14 protein-coding genes are annotated in these 19,840 nt (G+C 65.5%); 7 read left to right on the top strand and 7 right to left on the bottom strand.

Annotation, left to right across the window (positions count from 1 at the left end; translation table 11 throughout):
- The first annotated feature begins 11 nt into the window (after nt 1–11).
- Nucleotides 12–2,888, top strand: a complete 2,877-nt coding sequence (locus V6M89_RS18635) for a glycoside hydrolase family 31 protein (RefSeq protein ID WP_332854564.1) — start codon at nt 12–14, stop codon at nt 2,886–2,888.
- 1 nt (nt 2,889) lies between these two features.
- Complete coding sequence (locus V6M89_RS18640; RefSeq protein WP_332854565.1) at nt 2,890–5,229, top strand: glycoside hydrolase family 95 protein; 2,340 nt, start codon at nt 2,890–2,892, stop codon at nt 5,227–5,229.
- On the opposite strand, the gene V6M89_RS18645 is transcribed toward V6M89_RS18640, so the two are convergent.
- On the bottom strand, nt 5,218–6,459 hold the full coding sequence (locus tag V6M89_RS18645; protein ID WP_332854566.1) for an NADH:flavin oxidoreductase/NADH oxidase family protein: 1,242 nt from the start codon (nt 6,457–6,459) through the stop codon (nt 5,218–5,220). The two genes, V6M89_RS18640 and V6M89_RS18645, sit on opposite strands and share 12 nt — an antisense overlap.
- A 70-nt stretch (nt 6,460–6,529) precedes the next feature.
- Between V6M89_RS18645 and V6M89_RS18650 the strand changes: the two genes are divergently transcribed.
- Nucleotides 6,530–6,922 (top strand): MerR family transcriptional regulator, encoded by a 393-nt coding sequence (locus V6M89_RS18650; protein ID WP_332854567.1) that lies wholly within the window; start codon nt 6,530–6,532, stop codon nt 6,920–6,922.
- On the opposite strand, the gene V6M89_RS18655 is transcribed toward V6M89_RS18650, so the two are convergent.
- The 3 genes from V6M89_RS18655 to V6M89_RS18665 all read right to left on the bottom strand — a co-directional run bounded on the left by V6M89_RS18655 (nt 6,919) and on the right by V6M89_RS18665 (nt 9,954).
- Entirely contained in the window at nt 6,919–8,103 is a 1,185-nt protein-coding gene (locus tag V6M89_RS18655) for a M23 family metallopeptidase (protein ID WP_332854568.1), read from the bottom strand. The genes V6M89_RS18650 and V6M89_RS18655 overlap by 4 nt on opposite strands.
- Complete coding sequence (locus tag V6M89_RS18660) at nt 8,100–9,101, bottom strand: acetamidase/formamidase family protein (protein ID WP_332854569.1); 1,002 nt, start codon at nt 9,099–9,101, stop codon at nt 8,100–8,102. The genes V6M89_RS18655 and V6M89_RS18660 overlap by 4 nt, the downstream gene beginning before the upstream one ends.
- A gap of 73 nt (nt 9,102–9,174) precedes the next feature.
- Nucleotides 9,175–9,954 (bottom strand): alpha/beta fold hydrolase, encoded by a 780-nt coding sequence (locus V6M89_RS18665; RefSeq protein ID WP_332854570.1) that lies wholly within the window; start codon nt 9,952–9,954, stop codon nt 9,175–9,177.
- Between the two features lie 141 nt (nt 9,955–10,095).
- Here V6M89_RS18665 and V6M89_RS18670 point away from each other — a divergent pair, with 141 nt between their 5' ends.
- Together V6M89_RS18670 and V6M89_RS18675 are read left to right on the top strand one after the other, a co-directional pair.
- Nucleotides 10,096–10,932 carry an alpha/beta hydrolase gene (locus V6M89_RS18670; protein ID WP_332854571.1) on the top strand — a complete coding sequence of 279 codons (837 nt, stop codon included), beginning with the start codon at nt 10,096–10,098 and terminating at the stop codon, nt 10,930–10,932.
- Nucleotides 10,929–12,077 (top strand): hypothetical protein, encoded by a 1,149-nt coding sequence (locus V6M89_RS18675; RefSeq protein ID WP_332854572.1) that lies wholly within the window; start codon nt 10,929–10,931, stop codon nt 12,075–12,077. Before V6M89_RS18670 ends, V6M89_RS18675 begins: the two co-directional genes overlap by 4 nt.
- Before the next feature lie 5 nt (nt 12,078–12,082).
- On the opposite strand, the gene V6M89_RS18680 is transcribed toward V6M89_RS18675, so the two are convergent.
- From V6M89_RS18680 to V6M89_RS18690, 3 genes are all read right to left on the bottom strand, one after another.
- Nucleotides 12,083–13,465, bottom strand: a complete 1,383-nt coding sequence (locus tag V6M89_RS18680; protein WP_332854573.1) for a DUF3422 family protein — start codon at nt 13,463–13,465, stop codon at nt 12,083–12,085.
- A gap of 250 nt (nt 13,466–13,715) precedes the next feature.
- Nucleotides 13,716–15,026: an ABC transporter substrate-binding protein gene (locus V6M89_RS18685; protein WP_332854574.1), complete on the bottom strand. Its 1,311-nt coding sequence runs from the start codon at nt 15,024–15,026 to the stop codon at nt 13,716–13,718.
- Nucleotides 15,010–17,127, bottom strand: a complete 2,118-nt coding sequence (locus V6M89_RS18690) for a TonB-dependent receptor plug domain-containing protein (RefSeq protein ID WP_332854575.1) — start codon at nt 17,125–17,127, stop codon at nt 15,010–15,012. The genes V6M89_RS18685 and V6M89_RS18690 overlap by 17 nt, the downstream gene beginning before the upstream one ends.
- Before the next feature lie 197 nt (nt 17,128–17,324).
- Here V6M89_RS18690 and V6M89_RS18695 point away from each other — a divergent pair, with 197 nt between their 5' ends.
- A complete protein-coding gene (locus V6M89_RS18695) occupies nt 17,325–17,873 on the top strand; it encodes a YfiR family protein (protein WP_332854668.1) in 549 nt (182 codons plus the stop codon).
- A complete protein-coding gene (locus tag V6M89_RS18700; protein WP_332854576.1) occupies nt 17,870–19,828 on the top strand; it encodes an ATP-binding protein in 1,959 nt (652 codons plus the stop codon). Before V6M89_RS18695 ends, V6M89_RS18700 begins: the two co-directional genes overlap by 4 nt.
- The last annotated feature ends 12 nt before the right edge of the window (nt 19,829–19,840 follow it).

Raw genomic sequence — 19,840 nt, forward strand, 5'->3', positions numbered from 1 at the left:
ACGGAGATTAAATGCGATTCAAATCGATAGTGCCTGCGGCGTCATGCCTGGCGGTGATGGTGTCGGGCCAGGCGCTGGCCGGCACGTTTGAGAAGACCGCCACCGGTGTGGTGGTGAAGCCTGATTCGGGCGCGGCGCAAGAAGTGCGCCTTGAGGTCATGGGCGATAACATCATCCACGTGGTGAAGCTCGATCGGTCGGGCAAGGAACTCATGCCATCGCTGATGACGGTGGCGGCTCCTGTTAGCGGTAACTTCAGCGTTGCCGCGGCGGGCAAGGACAAGGTCACGCTGAAGGCGAAGAAGATCTCGGTGGCGGTGTCGCTGGCGACCGGCCAGGTGCAGTTCTTCAATGCGGCCGGCAAGGCTTTCCTGAGCCAGGCGTCGGAGAGCATGGCGCCGGTCGATGTCGGTGGCAAGCCGTTCATGGCGGTCAAGGAAGGCTTCAATCACGGCACCAAGGACGCCTACTACGGCCTGGGGCAGCACCAGAACGCGCAGATGAACCTGAACGGCGAAGACGTGCTGCTCATGCAGCACAACATGGCGATCGCCGTGCCGTTCGTCGTCTCGGACAAGAACTACGGCGTTTTATGGGATAACAATTCGATCTCGCGCTTCGGCGATGCCAAGCCGTATGGCCCGATGGTGCGCGACTTGAAGCTGGTCGACGACGAAGGCAAGGCCGGCGGCCTGACGGCGCGCTACTACATTGGCGGCAAGCTGGCGCTGACTCGCCACGAGAAGGACATCGCCTACCAGTACCTGAAGGACGTGGCCGAGAACTGGCCGAAGGAACTGGGCGACCTGAAAACACTGAAGGATGTCAAGGTTGTGTGGGATGCGACGCTGAGCTCCGACAAGCCGGGCGTGCACAAGATGCAGCTGTACTCGTCGGACTATGCGACGCTGACCCTGGACGGTAAGCAGGTCATGGACGTATGGCGCCAGGGCTGGAATCCGTGGTATCACAACTTCGAGGTGAAGTTCGAAGCCGGCAAGCCGGTCAAGCTGCACCTGGAGTGGAAGCCGGCCGGCGGCATGGTCGCCATCACGCACAACGATCCGCTGCCCGATGCGGAACGTCATTCGCTGACCTTCTCGTCGGAAGTCGCGCAGAGCATCAACTACTACGTCATCAACGGCGACAGCATGGACAAGGTCATCGCCGGCTACCGCCACTTGACTGGCCAGGCGCCGATGATGCCGAAGTGGGCCTACGGCTTCTGGCAATCGCGCCAGCGCTATGAAACGCAGGAGCAGCTGCTTGGCGTGCTGCGTGAGTACCGCAAGCAGGGCTGGCCGGTGGATAACATGGTGCAGGACTGGTTCTACTGGCCGCAGGATCAATGGGGCTCGCACGATTTCGACAAGGTGCGCTTCCCGAATCCGAAGGGGATGCTGGACGAGGCCCACAAGGCCCATGCACGCGTCATGATTTCGATCTGGGGCAAGTTCTACTCGAATACCGACAACTACAAGGAGCTGGCAGCCAAGGGCCATATGTGGACCAAGAACGTCGAAGACGGCGCGCTTGACTGGGTAGGCCCCGGCTACAAGAACAGCCACTACGATCCGTACACCAAGGAGGCGCGCGACATTTACTATCGCCAGATGAAGCCGAAGCTGGTCGACATGGGCTTCGACGCCTGGTGGATGGATAACACCGAGCCGGATGTGCTGTCCAACACCAGTGTCGCGGACTTCAAGAAGTTGATCGGTCCTACCGTGTACGGTGGCGGCGAGATCACCTTCAATCCGTATAGCCTGGTGCATACGGAGGGCTTCTACCAAGGCCTGAAGCGCGACCAGCCGGATACGCGCCAGTTCATCCTGTCGCGCTCAGGCTTCGCAGGCATCCAGCGCAACGCGGTCGCGGTGTGGAGCGGCGATACGGCGAGCCGCTGGAATAACCTGTACGACCAGATCTCGGCCGGCGTCAGCATCTCGATGTCGGGCATTCCGAACTGGACGCACGATATCGGCGGTTACGCGCAGGAAGACCGTTATCAGGTCGGCGAGGTCGGTTCGGCGCAGGAGAATCGCGCCACCGGTGCGGCCAAGGGCAGCGCGGAGGATATGAAGGAATGGCGCGAGCTGAATCTGCGCTGGTTCCAGTTCGGCGCGTTCTCGCCGCTATTCCGTTCCCACGGTGAAGTGGTGAAACGCGAGATCCACGAGATTGCGCCGGAAGGATCGCCGATGCGCGATTCGATGGTCTGGTATGACAAGCTGCGCTATCGCATGATGCCTTATATTTACTCGGCCGCCGCCGACATCCACTACGAATCCGGTTCCATCATGCGCGGCTTGGTGATGGATTTCCCGAACGACGAAGCGGTCAAGGACATCAAGGACCAGTACCTGTTCGGCCACAACCTGATGGTCGCTCCGGTGTATGTGTACGGTGCGCGTGAACGCAAGGTCTACATGCCCAAGGGCGCGGGCTGGTACGACTTCTATACCGGCGAAGTGCACAAGGGCGGTAGCACGGCCACGATCAAGGCGCCGGAAACCCGCATGCCGTTGTTGGTGAAGGCCGGTTCGATACTGCCGATGGGGCCAGTGACGCAGTATGTGGACGAGAAGCCGGATGCGCCGATCACCCTCAACGTCTACACCGGCGCCGATGGGAAATTCAGCCTGTACGAGGATGACGGCGTGAGCAATGCCTACCTGCGCGGAGAGTTCAGCCGCATCCCGTTGAGCTACAACGACAAGACCGGCGTGGTCACCATTGGCGACCGCGTGGGCCAGTACAAGGGCATGGTCGGCAAGCGCCAGTTCAAGCTGCGCTTCATCAAGGCCGGCGTTTCGAGTTCGGACGATTTCGACGCATCCGACAAGGTCGTCGCGTATGAAGGAAAGTCGATCACGGTCAGGAAATAAGATGTTTCGAAAATTGTTGATCGCGGCTTGCCTGCTCGCCGCGCAGCTGTGCGGTGCGGCGGAAGCGCGCGACCTCACGCTGCGCTACGACCGGCCCGCGCCCGATACGGCGCAAGGCTGGGAGCAGGAGGCGCTGCCGATCGGGAATGGCCGCATCGGCGCGATGATCTTCGGCCAGCTGGCGCGGGAGCGTATCCAGTTCAACGACATCACCTTATGGACCGGCGACGACAAGGTGATGGGCGCTTATCAGCCGTTTGGCGATGTCTATATCAACCTGCCCGGGCATGAACAGGGGACGACGGGATATGCGCGGCAGCTGGACATAGCCCAAAGCCTGCACAGTGTCAGCTACACGCACGGCGGCGTCAGGTTTAAGCGCGAGGCCTTCGCCAGCTATCCGGCGCAGGTGATCGCGATGCGACTGAGCGCGGACAAGCGTGGACAATACACCGGCTCGATCGAGCTGGCCGATATGCACGACGCGCAGATCAAGGCGCTGGGCAACCGCATCGTCGCCACGGGGTCGTTGCGCGGCAAGGGGCAGGCGTCCAGCAATGCGATGGACTACGCCAGCCAGGTGCAGGTGCTGAACGAAGGCGGGACGATTGCGGTCGATGGCAACCGCATCACCTTCACCGGCTGCGATGCGGTGACGTTGATACTGGGCGCAGGCACCAGCTACGTTCTCGATCCGGTCAAGAAGTTCCAGGGCGAGCATCCGCTGCCGCGCGTGACGGCGCAGGTCAGCGCTGCTGGGCGTCCGTGGGCGGCTTTGTTGGCCGAACACCAGAAGGATTTCCACGCGCAGTTCAATCGCATGAGCGTGGACTTTGGTAGCGCCGCACCTGTGCGCCGCGCGCTGCCGACCGACCTGCGTATCGCCACCTACACGGCGGAGGGCAATGATCCCGGTCTGGAGGCGCAGTTTTTTCAGTACGGCCGCTACTTGCTGATTTCCAGCTCGCGCGATTCGCTGCCCGCCAATTTGCAGGGACTGTGGAACAACAGCCTCACGCCGCCATGGAACTCTGACTACCACACCAACATCAACATCCAGATGAATTACTGGCCGGCGGAACCGGCCAACCTGTCGCAGAACGCGTTGCCGTTCTTCGCGCTGGTGCAGGGCGTGGCGCCGGTGTATCGCCAGCTGATCGCCGATACGGCGGCGCAGGCGATCGCCCATCCCGAATCCGTGCAGATGGCCAAGCCGGACCTGAGCGGCCTGGCCGTGCAGCGCGAGGAGACCTTCGTCAGCAACGCCGGCAAGCCGGTGCGCGGCTGGACGGTGCGCACCGAGTCGAATCCGTTCGGCGCCATGGGCTATGTGTGGAACAAGACCGGCAACGCCTGGTACGCCCAGCATTTCTGGGAACATTACGCCTACACGCAGGACAAAGCCTTCCTGCGCAAGGTGGCGTATCCGATGATGAAGGAGGCGGTGCACTTCTGGCAGGACTATCTGAAGCAGCTGCCGGACGGCCGCCTGGTGGCGCCGCTGGGCTGGTCGCCGGAGCATGGGCCGATCGAGGATGGCGTCACCTACGACCAGGAGATCGTCTGGGACCTGTTCAACAACACCGTCGAAGCGGCGGACGCGCTGGGCGACGACCAGGCGTTCCGTGCGCAGGTCGCCGCCATGCGCGACAAGCTGGCCGCGCCGCGCGTGGGCAGCTGGGGCCAGCTGCTGGAATGGATGGACGAGAAAAAAGATCCGGTGCTCGATACGCCGGGCGATACGCATCGCCATGTGTCGCACCTGTTCGGACTTTACCCTGGCCGCCAGATCTCGCCGACGCAAACGCCTGAACTGGCGGCCGCCGCGCGCAAGTCGCTGGAAGGGCGCGGCGATGCCGGCACCGGTTGGTCGATGGCGTGGAAGACGGCTTACTGGGCGCGACTGCTGGACGGGGACCATGCCTACATGATGCTGCGCGGGCAACTGGCCAAGCCGGGCGCGCGCGCCGCGCAGCAGAGCGGCAAGGGCAGCGAGGGTAACAACGCCGGCGGCACTTATCCGAACATGCTGGACGCGCATCCGCCGTTCCAGATCGACGGCAACTTCGGCGCCGTCGCGGCGATCTGCGAGATGCTGGTGCAGTCGCAGACCGGAGAAATCCATCTGTTGCCGGCGCTGCCGTCGGCGTGGCCGGCCGGTTCGGTCAAGGGCTTGCGCGCACGTGGCGGCTATGAGGTCGACCTGGCATGGGTGGGCGGCAAGTTGACCTCGGCCACGATACGCCGCATCGCCGGCTCAGGTCCCGGCAAGGTGCGCTACGGCGGCAAGGTGATTCCCTTCAACCTGAAGGTTGGCGAAAGCCGGCGGCTACGCCTGTAATTGGCTGGCGGCCGTGAGCCAGGCGCGATAACGCCTGGTCAGCAGCGCCATGCGGAGCTGACCCATGATCATGGTCAGCAGCGGCGAGTAGCGGCGTGCCTGTGCGGTGTCGCCGTTTCCCAGTGCCCGCATGCGGCGTTTGACCAACGCCATCGCGGCGACCGACGCCATGGTTTTGTCTTTCCACTCCACCGGTGGCGGCAGCGCCGCCGGCTCGCGGCCTGCACGCCATTGCTGCGGCAAGTCCGGCACTTCGGCCAGCGCGGTCGCAATGCCGGCCACGGCGATGCCGCTGGCCAGCACCTGCTCGGCTACCGCCTTGCGGGCGATGCCGCCGGTGGTCATGACCGGCATGCGCGCCACCGCCGCCAGCTCCTTGGCGAATTCCAGGAAGTAGGCTTCGCGCGCCAGCGTGCGGCCATCGGCGGTACGGCCTTGCATGGCCGGGCTTTCGTAGCTGCCGCCCGACAGTTCGATCAGATCCACCGGCAGCTCGTTCAGCAGCAGCACGACCTGCTTGGCGTCGTCCTCGGAGAAGCCGCCGCGCTGGAAATCGGCCGAATTCAATTTGACGGCCACGCTGAAGCGGGGCGACACGCGCGCCCGCACGGCGTGCACCACCTCCAGCAGCAGGCGCGCGCGGTTGGCCAGGCTGCCGCCCCAGTTGTCGCGGCGGCGGTTGGTCAGCGGCGACAGGAACTGCGAGAGCAGGTAGCCGTGCGCGGCGTGGATTTGCACGCCGTTGAAGCCTGCCAGTTCGGCGGCGTGCGCGGTGGCGGCGAAGCGGTTGATGACTTCCTCGATCTGCACGGTGCTCATCTCGACCGGCTGCGCAAACAGCTTGCTATGCTTGCCCAGGTCCAGCGCCACCGCCGACGGCGCCCAGGCGTTGCCGCCCATGTTGGCCATGACCTGACGGCCAGGGTGATTAATCTGCATCCACACTTGCGCGCCTTGCTGGCTTGCCGCCTGCGACCACTGGCGGAACGGTTCCAGCGGCGTGCCTGCTTCCAGCACCACGCCGCCCGGACCGGTCATCGCGCGGCCGTCGATCATCACGTTGCCGGTGATGATCAGGCCCACTCCGCCCTCGGCCCAGCTTTGGTATAAACGGTTTAGCGTGGGGCCGGGCAACTGGCCCGCATCGGCCATGTTTTCTTCCATCGCGGCCTTGGCCAGGCGGTTGGGGAGGGTGCTGCCGTTCGGTAGTGTCAGTGCGGTGAACATCATGTCGGGTCCGGGCTTGGTGTAGGAAATGATGTATCCTAAGGTTGAAGTTCACTTTAAGGTCAAGCGAAATATGAGAATTGGCGAATTGGCGGAGCGCTCGGGCCTTGCGGCGTCGGCGATCCGCTATTACGAGAAGGCTGGCTTGCTGCCGAAGGCGGTGCGCGGCGCCAACGGCTATCGCGTGTATGCGGAGACGGCGCTGGAGCGCCTGCACATGATCCAGATCGGCCAGAACCTCGGCTTCACGCTGGAGGCGATACGTGCGGTGTCGCAGCTCGAAGGCGCGGCTTTCCAGGACGGGCTGCTGCATAACCTCGATGCGCGGCTGGGCGAGATCGAGCAGATGATGCAGACGCTGCGCACCCAGCGGGAGTCGCTGCTGGATACGCGGCAGCGGCTACAGCGGTCCTGGGCGAACAACGAATGCCTGAGCAATGCCGACCTGGCGGCGGCAAGGCGCTAGAAGCCGACGATGTCGCCGTCCAGCGGCATGCGGCGGCGCAGCTTGGGTGCTTGCGGCGCGAGCTTGATGGCCGAGGTGTTGTTCAGGGCTTCGCTTTCGCTGCTGTGGCCTGCGGGCGTGTAACTGTCGAACACAAAGGGCAGGCCTTGCGAGTCGGCGAAGCTGGCCTGGTCCGATACGTGGAAGTGCAGGTGTGGTGCGCCGGCGGCGCCCGTCAGGCCCAGGCGCCCCAGCAGCGCGCCGCGCTTCACATGCTGCCCCGGCTTGACCTGCACGCTGTCCTGGCGCAGATGGGCGTAGTGCACGAACACGCCGGGCTGCACCTCCAGCACGACGAAATTGCCATATAGGGTACGGGCGCTCAGTTCTACCGGCTCTTTCTGCGGCGACAAGGGTTTGTGGTCGGCGAGGCCGTCGCGCGTGTCGCGTACCACGCCGTCGGCGACGGCCACTACGTCGCTGTTCCAACCGGGCCAGTCTTCCACGCGGCTCTCCGCCAGTTTTTCCACTGGTGTGCGTACGGCGTGGCCCTGCGCGTCCAGTCCGAAGAAGTCGATGGCGTAGCGCTGTGGGATGGTCAGGCGGCCGTTCTGCGCGATCACGCTGCCCCAGTGGTGCGATTGCGCGTGGCCGGGGCCTTCGTCGACCAGCCACAGGCCGCCGCGCAGGGGCGGGCTCAGTACGACCGCTGGCCTGGCGTCGACCGTGACCGCGATGTCGTCGGCCGTTTGCAGCTCGCCCTTGGCGGTCTTGAAGGTCAGCTTGTGGCGCAGTGTATGCGGTGGTTTGCGGCCGTCTGGCAAAGGTACGGCGATCAGCAGCAGCCCATGCGCGCCGCCGGCGATGGCTAGGCTGTTGTCGGCTTCCAGTTCCTTGTTGGGCCGCAGCAGGCTGGCCAGAGCGGCGCCGCTGAAGGTGGCCAGCGGCTTGGTGTCGCGGTCTGCGTAGACGGCGGCCTCGGTCAGTTTCAGCGTGCCGGTGTCGGCGTAGAAGTTGGCGATATCCAGCTCGTAGTAGAGGCGTCGTACACCGTCGCCGCCGGCCACCGTTTGCGGCGCGTGCAGCGCATGCGCTTCGACCGGCGCCTGCGACGCGGCCCCGGCTCCCGCAGCGGCGCAGGCCAGCAGCAGTGACAGCGAGGCCGGCATGAGCAAACGGCCGGGCAAGCGGCCGGCCCTCATTTGAAGATCCGTTTCGGCAGCATGGCATGCACGCCAACGTTGCCGTCGACGAGCTGCGTGATCTCCATGTCCACCGCCACGCTGGAAAGCATGTAGGCGTCGTCGCGGCTCAAGTGCTTTTCCGCGACCAGGAAATCGATCATGTCGCGCAGCGCGTGTTCGGTGGCGGTCTTCAGGTCGGGGCTGAAGCCCATCGAGATGTAATGGGTTGGGGTTTCCGCGCGCGGCCAGATCAGGTGGCGGTCCTTGTGGACGATGAAGCGGAAGCTGCCGCTCAGATAGGTCTCCAGCGCGGTGATGTCCACCTCGCCGTTGCCCTGCGCGGCGTGGCCGTCGCCGGCCTGGAATAGCGCGCCCTTGGCGGCGACCGGGATGTACAGCGTGGTGCCGGCCACCAGTTCCTTGTTGTCCATGTTGCCGGCGTGGGCGAACGGCGGTGCGCTGTCGATCTTGCCGCCGGCCGGCGCCAGGCCCATGCTGCCGAAGAAGGGTTTCAGGGGAATCTCGATGCCGGGCCCGAAGTGGCCGATCATCTTTTGCCGGTCCAGCGGGATGATCTTGCTGCGGCTGTACGGATACTCCATCGGCAGGAAGCCTTTGCCCAGCGAGAAGCCGTTGCAGGCGAAGTTGGCGTCCAGGTCCACCTTGAGGATCTGCACCTCCAGCACGTCGCCCGGTTCAGCTTCGGCGATGGCGACCGGGCCGGTGAGGATATGCCCGCCCGGTCCCTTGTCCTTGACTTCGTTGTAGATGGCGGCGGTGTAGGGCGGGATGTCTTCGGGCTTGACGCCGTTGGCGATCATGCGTTCCGGCGTGCCGCAGGTGGACAGGGTTTGCATGCGCACCGTGTCGCCGCTATGCACCGTCAGCACCGGCTTGGACTGGCCGGAGTAGTAGCCCCAGGCCACGGTATCCGGCCGCGCCGGCAGGTTGTAGTCGGCCGCCGTGGCGGAGTGGCACAGCAGTGCTGCGGACAGCAAGAAGCTAGGACGGCGCATGGCGTGACGACTCCGGCTGGTGGCGAAGCACCGACAGTGTCACATCGTCGTTGTCCTTGTCAATCGGCCGTTGTCAATCGGTGGTGACTTCGGCGTCGGCCAGGAAGTTGACGATGGCCGGGTTGACCACGGCGCCGTGGGTGATCGGCCCCATATGGCCGCCGCGCGTTTGCAGGGCGGTGGCGTCGGGCAGGGCGGCGGCCAGCGCTTCGGCCAGCAGGCGGGTCGAGGCCGGGCTGGTGGCGCCGGACATGACCAGCGACGGCATCGTCAGCGCCGACAGATCGTCCAGCGTGGCCGCTTCGCCCAGCAGCGCCTGGAAGTCCAGCCGCACCTTGGCGATCATGGCGACCATCTTGTCCTGCGCCGCCGGCGGCGCGGCGTCGAAGGCGCCGGCGCGGTTCCAGTAGTCGATGAAGATGCGGGTGGCGTCGCGGTCCTGCTCTGACCCGCAGGCGTTGATACGGGCCACCACGGCGACGATCTCGGCGCGCGCTGGATGCTGGGCCGGCAGCAGGTGGAAGGCCACCGGCTCGAACAAGGTCAGCGACAGCACGCGGGCCGGCATGCGGCGCGCCATGTGCAGCGCCGAGGCGCCGCCGAAGGAATGGCCGATCAGGTGGAAGGCTTCGCCCGGCTCCAGGCGCGAGGCGACGGCGGCGTTGACGGCGTCGACTTCGTGCGCCAGCGTGTGGACATAGCCGGCCTCGACGTCGGCCGGGAAGGGCGAGGCGCCGTAGCCGAGCAGGTCGACGGCGATGCAGCGGAAGTTGCCTTCGAGTTGAGCGATCAGGTCGGCCCATTGGGCCTTGGAACTCATGGAGCTATGCAGCAGTACGACGGCAGGTTTCATTATCGGGATTGCACGAAAAAACGGAGCGCGTATTATACCGGCTCTTGTGAACCGGGCCGAGCAACACCATGTGTGGCCTATACCACGCATGACTTCAATTTTCGTACCGTGGAGACGAGGGACGGGAGTAAAGTAGAGAGCATGAACAATTCAAAAAAAGTCGCGGGTTTTGCCGGCCTCGTCAGTGTGCTGTGGATGGGGCTTACGGCCGCGGTGGCGGCCAACCAGAAGCGGCTGCTGTTCAATCCATTGGGCAGCAAGCGCGAGGTGCTCAAGCCTTACAGCAGCGGCCATCGCACGCGGCCCATCGTGGTGCGTTCGAATGACGGCACGCGACTTTCCGGCTGGCTGATGACGCCGCCGGTGGCTGGGCCGCATCCGGGCGTGATTTATTTCGGCGGCCGTTCGGAGGAAGTGTCCTGGGTCGCGCGCGACGCGGGCAAGCTATTTCCTGGCATGGCGGTGCTGGCAGTGAACTATCGCGGCTATGGCGATTCACACGGCGATCCGGCCGAGGAACATTTCGTCGACGACGGCCGCATGTTGTTCGACTGGCTCAGCGAGCGCCATCATGTCGACCCCAAGCGCATCGCCGTGGTCGGTCGCAGCCTCGGCTCCGGCGTGGCGGTGCAGGTGGCGATGGAACGCGACGCCAATTCCATCGTGCTGATCACGCCCTACGATTCCATCCTGGCCATCGCCAAGCGCAAGTTCAAGGCGATACCGGTGGAGTATGTGCTGCGGCATAAATTCGAATCGGTGAAGTACGCGCACCACCTGAAGGCGCCGACCTATGTGCTGCGCGCCGCGTCCGACGACGTGGTGCCGCATTCGCACACCGACCTGCTGGTCGAGAAGCTGGGGCAATTGCATGCGGACGAAATCGTCCCCGATTCCGACCACATGAACATCCCCTACCTGGAAGCCACGCAGGATCGCATCGCCAGCTTCCTGCGCGGACGGTTCGGCCAGACATGACGGGCCCGTTCACGCGTGTTCCTCCTCTGTTGCTGCTGCTCTGTTGCGCCGGCCTGGTGCAGGCGGCCGCGCCCGCCCAGGTGCGCAGCCTGGCGGTGCAGGGCAAGTCTGCCGATGGCAAGCCGGTGCCCGCCGGCGATATCGTCATGCCGCTGGTGCAGGCGGGCGATCCGGTGCTGTCGGCCAAAATCAACGACAAGCTGTTTCTCTCGCGATTCGGGGTGCTGGCGCCCAGGCAGGCAGGCAAGGCGGTGGGCGCGGCCGACGGCATAGTCCCGGACGGTATCGCGACGCAGTCCTTCAAGGTCGGCCGCAACGATGGCCGCATCCTGACCATCACCTTCGACAGCGAATTCTGCGGCGCCTATTGCGAGAGCAGCCAGGCGTACTACAGTTTCGACATGGCCAGCGGACGTTCACTGCAGGCGGAGGACATTTTCACGCCCGTCGGCATGCGCGAGCTGGCGCGGCAGATGCGCAAGCAGCGCCTGGCGATCTACCGCAGCGAGACGGCGAAGCAGAAAGCGTCGCTGGACGCGCTGCGCAAGCAAAAGAACGCGTCCAAGGACGACCTCGACGACCTTGAGCAGCGGGTGGCGCTCAATTCCGAATGCGCCAATACGGAAAACCAGCGTGCCGCCCAGTCGGACGCCGATTTGCTGGCGGCGTTCCGTTCCTATCAGCTGGAGGCGGCCGCGCAGAAGTACACCATCTATTCGTCGGGTTGCTCCAGCCATGCCGAGCGCGCGCTGGACGATGTCGGCAACGTGAAGCTGGCGATTTCCTATGCCGAGCTGTCGCCGCAGTTGAGCGGATACGGCAAGGCGCTGCTGCTGGGAGCTGGGCCGCTGCCTGCGGGCGGTGGGTACTTCGGCCAGGTGCTGCATGGCAGCCTGGGGACGATGGCGGTCACGATGATGCTGGAAAAAGACGACGACGGCGGCGTCCACGGAACGTATTTTTACGATAAATTCCGCCAGCCTATTGCGCTCGATGGCGCGGAGCGCGACGGCAAGCTGGTGCTGAGCGAGCGCAGCGGCGACAAAGTCAGTGCGACGCTGCAGCTGGGCTGGTCGGAGCCGGCCCACGCGCTGCAAGGCCGCTGGGTCGGCAAGAAGGAGCTGGACGTCAGCCTCGCTCCCTGAGGCCGTCAGGCGTGGCGGGCCTGCGCGCTGCCCGGTCCGGTCAGCTGCCTGTGCAGCCTGCGCAAGCCCATCCACACGCCGATGAACACCAGCGGCGCCGCCAGGCCGGTCAGGATGTCCGGATTGATGGGGATGTTGCTGGCCTTCATGGCCTTGCCCGCGTAGCCGATCAGGCCCAGCGTGTAATACGAGATCGCCACCGCCGACAATCCTTCCACCGCCTGTTGCAGGCGCAGCTGCTGTGCCGCGCGCGCGTCCAGCGATTGCAGGATCTTGCGGTTCTGCCGTTCCTGCTCGATGCCGACCCGCGTGCGCAGCAGGTCGTTGCTGCGGGCGATACGCTTGGCCAGCGTTTCCTGCCGCTGCGAGACCGAGGTGCAGGTGTGCATGGCCGGCGCCAGGCGGCGGCCCATGAACTCGGCCAGGGTCGGCATGCCGGCGATGCGCACTTCGCGCAGCTCCTGGATGCGGGCCTGCACCAGGCTGAAGTAAGCCTGCGCCGCCGCGAAACGGTAGCTGTTGTTGACCGATAGTTTTTCCAGCCGCGCCGCCAGGCTGGTGATGCGGTGGAGCAGCGTCTGCTCTTCGCGCGCCTCGTTGGGCGCGCCGTCCGACTGGTCGCCCTGCACCAAGGTGGCGGTCAGGTCGGCCAGTTCGTTCTCGATGCCGTTCAGCACGGGCTGGCTGGCTTCCGCCTGCGGCAGGCCCAGCAGCGCCATCATGCGGTAGGTTTCGATTTCCAGCAGGCGGCCGACCAGGCGGCCGGCCTGGAATTCTCGCAGGCTGAGGTCGCGCACCACGAAGCGGCTGAAGCCGTCCGGCTGGATCAGGAAGTCGGTCCACACCTCGGCGCCGCTGCCGACGCTGCTGCCGACCAGCGATTTGCCCTGGAATAGTTCGCGGATGGCGCCCACCGCGCCGTTGTCGTCCGGCTCGCCCTTGCACAGCAGCACATGGGCGGCGACGATGATCTTGCCGTGCAGCCCGGCCAGCCACTCCTGCGGCACGTGTTGCAGCGGCATGCGCTCGAAGGCCTCGCCGCAGGATGCGCCCGGCTCGCCGCGTTCGACGAAGGTGTAGGTGGCGAACTCGGTGTGGCATTCCCACTTCAGGCGGAAGCGGTCGAAGTCATGGAAAAAATAGCGCGCCTGCGGGGCCGGCGCGGCCACGCCGTAGTGCATGCACAGCTGCTCCAGGATCTGGTGCTGGCTGCTGCGGTGGAATTTCTGCGACGGCTGGTCCTGCTGCACATAGAGCGCGAAATGGGTCAGGCTTTCCGGCGCTTGCAGCTGCAGGAAGGGGCGTGAATGGATTTCCGCCGACAGCGGCACCCGCATCGGATGGTTTAACTTGGCGAAATCGGCATTGGCGCGGTAAGCGAGAGACATGACCTTCCCCGGATTGGACTGCGATCGGATATGAAAAAACGCGCATTGTTGCAGTGCAGTATAGCTAGCGTATGGCACCGGCACAACCATGCATTCCGCATACCAGTCATGCGGAACGCTGATGTTACCGGGGAAAAGGTGTGGAAGCGATAACTTTTTGATCGCTAGTGATGCCGCTAACCCCGCAGGACCAAGCTGGGGTCGGACCCCAGACGGGGTCCGACCCCTAAGTGGTGCGGCTGGCCTGTCGCTATGGCGTGCGGGGCAGGGCTATGATCAGTTGCAGGCTGGCGTCCCAGCTGCGGGCCGCCGTGTCGAGGCGGAACACGGTGAACGGCACCTGGCCGACGATGTCGCCGACGCCGTCCCAGTCGATGTCGGCATAGGCGCCGGCGTAGTCGACGTCCTTGCCGGCCTTGACCAGCGCCAGCGCGGCGCCGATGTTTTCCGGCCTCACCTTGTCGCCCGGCGCGTTCATGACGAAGCGCAGGCTGTCGCGCACCATCAGGCCGGTGGGGTTTTTGCTGTTGTTGACCAGGCCGGCGCGCTCGATGGCCAGCGCCATCACCATCGCGATGTCATAGGTGGGCGCGGTGAAGTCCTGCGGCTCGCTGGCGTACTGGGCGATGTAGCCGGTGCGGAAGCTTTGATAGGAGCTGTTGCCGTAGGCGCCGATGGTGGCGGCCGCGCCGCGCGCGCCGCCGGTGAGCTTGCCCGGATCGGCCAGGTTGTCGAGGAAGGTCTGGTTGCCGGCGGCGGTGCCGGGCAGCAGCCACATGGCGCCGCTCTGGAACGGCAGCGATTCGTTGAGCACATTGGCCGAGATGTCGGCCGCCAGGATGCCGTTCAGGATCACGTCCGGCTTGGCGTCGTAGACTTGTTGCAGGTAGCTGGCGAAGCCGCTCTTCAGGCCGAACGGGATGGTGACGGTGGCCACCACTTGCCCGCCCAGCTTCTGGAAGGCCGGCGAGAACAGGCTGGCCAGGCCGGCGCCGAAGGCGTCGCCGGCGTTGATCAGCACCACCGCACGGCGCTTGCCGGCCTCCCACGCCACCTTGGCCAGCACCGGCGTGGCGTCGACGTCGGAGACGCCGATGCGGTAGATCAGGTCGTTGTCGGTCACGGTGCTCAGCGACGGCGCGGAACTCGATTCGGTCAGGATGGGCACGCCCTTGGCCAGCGCCTGCGGCAGCAGGTTCAGCACGCGGGTGGAAGTCGAGACGTTGAGCGCGATGACGCCGGCGTCCAGCAGCTGCTGGCCCATGTCCTGCGCTTCGGCGTTGTCGCGCGCGACCAGCGCGATGGCGTTCAGGCGCTTGCCCAGCACGCCGCCGGCATCGTTGATCTGCTTGGCCGCCAGCAGGAAGGCGTCGCGGGTCGAGGTGCGCCAGCCGACCGAGCCGATGTTGATGGCGGCCGGATCGATCATGGCCTTGATCGGATAGTCCGGCAGCGCCGTGGTGGCATCGCCGGAGCCGCCGCCGCCACCGCCGCAGGACGCCAGCAGCGCCAGCGCCGCGGCCCATGCGGCGGCCAGCAGGCGGCTAGTAGCGGTATTCATATTGCACTCCATAGCGCCGTCCCAGCGAAGGATAATCGATGCCGCCCACGCCGGGATCGACATACTGGCTGTTCCACAGGTCGCGCACCTGCAGGCGCAGGCTGGAGCGGGTGTTGATGCTCCAGCGCGCGGCCAGCGTGGTGTCGACATAGCTGGCCAGATGGTAGGCCTGGTTGGCCAGCAGCACGTTGGAGGTGGCGGCCGGGCGCGGGCCGACGTAGCGGTTGTCCAGGCTGAGCAGCAGCTTCTGTCCCATCAGGCTGGCGCTGGCGCCGGCGTTGGCGCTGTTGGTGGGGAACAGTTCGCCGTCGCTGCGCTGGGCCAGCGGCGCCAGCGTGTAGCGGTTGATGCCGCGGCTGCCGTTGGCGCGGCTCAGGTTGGCGTAGGCGTTGAACCAGTCCTGCTGGTAGCGCAGCTCCAGCTCCACGCCGTTGACCTTGCTGTCGCTGGTGTTGCGCGCCACCAGGTTGAAGAACTCCTGCTCCAGCGTGACCAGCTCGCTGACCTTGGTGTGGTAGACCGTCAGCGCGCCGTTCCAGTGCGGACGGGGCGGGGTGCTCAGTTGCAGTTCCAGCGTGCGCGATTTTTGCGGCGCCAGGTTGGGGTTGCCCTTGACGTCGCCCGGCTGCACGGCGGTGCGGTACAGCAGCTCGGCCGACGGCGCCTGGAAGGCCGTGCCGCTCAGCACTTTCAAACCCCAGTCGCCGGGCAGCGTGCCGACCACGCCGGCGCGCAGCGATTCCTGGGTGCCGTAGACCGAGTGCCGGTCCTGGCGGCCGCCGAGGATGGCCTGCCACTTGCCGAACAGCGGGAACTGCCATTGTGCGTACAGGCCGGTGTTGCGCAGGGTTTTTTCGCCTGGCTGGCTGAGCTGGAAATTGCTGCCGTCGACCAGGCTGTGGCGGCGGAACGATTCCAGCGTCTCGCGGTCGCGCAGCACGTCCGCGCCCAGCAGCAGGCTGGTTTGCGGGCCGGGTTGCCACAGCCATTCGGCGCTGCCGTCGATCGCCTTGTAGCCGAAATCGCGCAGCAGGTAGTAGTCGGCGGCGCCGGTGCGCACCACGTCACCGCTGCCCGGTTCGCCCTGGCCGTAGTTGAGGCTGGTACGCAGCGTGTGCCACTGGTTGAAGCGGTGGCTGGCCTCCAGGTGCACAAAGCCCTGTTCCAGCACCACGTGGCTGGGCGGGCGCAGCAGCGGGTTCAGATTGGCGAAGACATTGTCGCTGTCCTGTCGTTGCCAGAAGGCGCTGGCCTGCACCTCGTCGCTGGCGCCGCGCCAGCCGCCGCGCAGGTACAGGCTGCGCGGATCGGCGTCGTCCACCGGGGCCGGACTGAGCTTGGCGTAACGGTTGTAGTCGGGCGAGACGCGCGGCAGCGCCAGGCCGCTGCGGTCGGCCTTGGCCGCCTGCAGGCCCCAGGCCAGCCAGTATGGAGATGGCGCGCCTTCGGCCGCGCCGAAGTGGACGCTGCCGCTGGCCGACAGCAGGTCGGCGCTGCGGCCGCCGCCGGACCATTCGTGGGACAGCCCGAGGCGCTGCTCGGTGCCGTCGCGCCGGGTGATGACGTTGACGGCGCCCAGCAGCGCGTCGGCGCCGTACAGCACCGACACCGGCCCGCGCACGATCTCGATGCGCTCGACCATGTTCAATGGGATGAATTCCAGCCCGGTCAACTGCTGCTGGGTGCTGCGGAAGGCGATCGGCTGGCCGTCCAGCAAAATCTTGATGGCGCGGCTGGCCGACTGCGCGCCGGCGTTGATGCCGCGCACGCCGAAGTTGTGGTTGAGGCGGTCGTCGCTCTCGACAAAGCCGGCCACGTGGGACAAAGCCTCGGCCAGCGTCTGGTAGCCGTAGCGGGCGATGTCGTCGGCCGTGACCAGCGTGACCACGGCGGGCGTGGCGTACAGCGGGGTGGCGGTCTTGGTGGCGGTCAGCACCTTGACGTTGCGCAGCTGGTCAAGGCTGAGGTCGAACAGCGTGTCGTCGTCGCTGGCGCCATCGGCGCCGACGGCGGCCAGGGGCAACAGCAGCGCCGCGCAGGCGGCCGGCAGTAGTGCCAGAAGCAGGCGGGAGGTGCTCCGATGCTGTGTGCGGTCGCTCAAGAGGATTCCCCTATGCTGCACTATTTATTTAACAAAGTATTCACCAATTCCGACATGATCACAAGCTGCAAGTTTGCCGTCTGCACGATGCGTTGTGTTTAGAGAACAAGGCCTTTCCACTATGCGAAAAAATATTGCATCGGGAGCTATTCAGATAAAATCAATGGGCGTTGGAACCGCCGGGAGGGGCTTGCGTGATGAGACGACTGGGCGCTGCGAAATTCAGGATGTTGGCCACGCTGTTGCTGGCATGCGTATCCGTGCGCGCCGAGCAGGCCATCCCCGAGCAGCAGGTCAAGGCCGCTTACATCCTCAACTTCACCCGCTACGCCAGCTGGCCGGCGCCGGTGCTGGTCGAGCCGCATGCGCCGCTGGTAGTGTGCATGGTGGGGCCCGGCGCGACCGATATGGCGCGCCAGTTGCAAAAGCGCGCGGCCGGCAGTCATCCGCTGGAACTGCGCATCGTCAACCGTGTCGAAGAAACCGAGCCCTGTCACGCGGTCTACCTGGCGCTGCCCGAGCGCAGCCGCCAGAGTGCGTGGCTGACGCGCATGCGCGAGCAGGCCATCCTCACCATCGGCGACTCCGCCTCCTTCCTGGCCGACGGCGGCATGATCAATATGCTGCTGGTCGACGGCAGCATCCGTTTTGAAGTCAACCTGACGGCGGCCAAGCATTCCGGCGTCAGCCTCAATCCCCGCATGCTGGCGCTGGCCGAACGCGTCGTCGGCGGAGATCCCAAGTGAGCGGGCTTCCCCAGCGTTGGAACGACCTGGCCTTGCAGCGCAAGCTGTTGATCGTCTCGCTGATGACGGCGATGACGGCGATGCTGGTGGCGTTGGTGGCGCTGATCGCCTACGACTTCAGCGTGGTGCGGGTGCGGCTGGTGCAGGACCTGGCCAGCCGCATGGACCTGGTGTCGCTCAACCTCGATGTCGACCTGAATTTCGGCGATCGTCCGGCCGCCGTCCGCACGCTGTCGGCGCTGCGCGGCACGCCGGACATCCACAGCGCCTGCCTGTTCGACGCGCAGCACCAGCCGTTCGCCAACTACGCGCGCGGCGCCGCCGTGCAATGCGACTGGCCGGAGGAGATGGCGCCGTCCGGCCACCGCTTCCACGGCGATTATCTGTCGATGCTGGCGCCGGTGCGTTTCCAGCACGAGGTGGTCGGCTACCTGCAGGTGGAGTATGCCTTGCAGCCGCTGGCCGAACGTCTGAGCAAATACGGCCTGGTGCTGGCGGTGGTGATGATGACCTTGCTGATCGGCGGCGTATTGCAGGCGGTCGGCCTGCGGCGGCTGGTGACGCAGCCCTTGCTGGCGCTGTCGAAAGTGGCGGACCAGGTGACGCGCGAGGAGCGCTACGACCTGCGCGCGCCGTATTTCTCCAATGACGAAGTGGGGCGGCTGTCGGCGGCCTTCAACACCATGCTGGCCACCGTCGCCGCGCGCGATGCGGCGCTGCGGGTGAGCCAGTCGCTGCTGACCAATATCGCCGACAAGTCCTCGGCCGTCATCTACGTCAAGGACCTGGAGGGACGCTACCTGATGGTCAACGAGCGGCTGCGCCAGGTGCTGCCGCCAGGCTCGCCCGATCCGATCGGCCACAAGGACGCCGACATCTTCGACGACGACACCGTGAAGGTGATACGCGAGGGCGACCGGCGCGCGCTGGAATCCACCCATTCCTACATCTACGAGGAAGGCGTGCCGGATGCGCAGGGCGTGGTGCGCACCTATATCTCGGAAAAATTCTGCCTGCGCGACGACCACGGCAAGGTGTGGGCGATGGGCGGCATCTCGACCGACATCACCGACCGCAAGAAGAGCGAGGTGGAACTGATCCAGTACCGCGACAAGCTGGAAGAGCTGGTGCAGCTGCGCACCGGCCAGATGGTCGATGCCAACAAGGACCTGGCGGAATCGCTGGAGACGCTGCGGCTCGCTCAGGATGAACTGGTGCGCAGCGAGAAGCTGGCGGCCTTGGGATCGCTGGTGGCCGGCGTGGCGCACGAGCTGAATACGCCGATCGGCAACAGCCTGCTGGCGGTCAGCACGCTGATCGACCAGACCCGCTCCTTCACCAAGCTGACCGCCGACGGCATGAAGCGCTCGACGCTGCAAGCCTTTGTCGACGATGTCGCCAGCGGCGGCGAGATCGTGCTGCGCAACCTGCACCGGGCGGTGGACCTGGTGTCGAGCTTCAAGCAGGTGGCGGTGGACCGCACCACCTCGCAGTGCCGCGAATTCCTGCTGTGCGACCTGGCCAATGAGATCCTGCTGTTGCTGCTGCCGTCGTTCAAGAAGAGCGGCATCACGGTGCGCCAGGAGATACCGGTGACGATACAGATGAAGAGCTATCCGGGGCCGTTCGGGCAGGTGCTCATCAACCTGATCAACAACGGCCTGACGCACGCCTTCGAAGGCTGCACCGAAGGCGAGATACTGATCTCCGCCCGCATGCTCGACGTGGAGTGGGTGCAGGTGGTCATCCGCGATAACGGCGCCGGCATCGCGCCGGAGAACATGGGCCGCATCTACGATCCGTTCTTCACCACCAAGCTGGGACGGGGCGGCTCGGGCCTGGGCCTGAACATCGTCTACAACATCGTCTACGGCGTCTTGCGCGGCAAGATCGAAGTCGAGAGCGAGCTTGGCGCCGGCACCCGCTTCGTCCTGACGCTGCCGGTCACCAGCTGACCGCTATGAGCT

It is taken from the genome of Duganella sp. S19_KUP01_CR8, from assembly GCF_036688705.1.
Classification (GTDB): Bacteria; Pseudomonadota; Gammaproteobacteria; order Burkholderiales; family Burkholderiaceae_D; genus Rugamonas.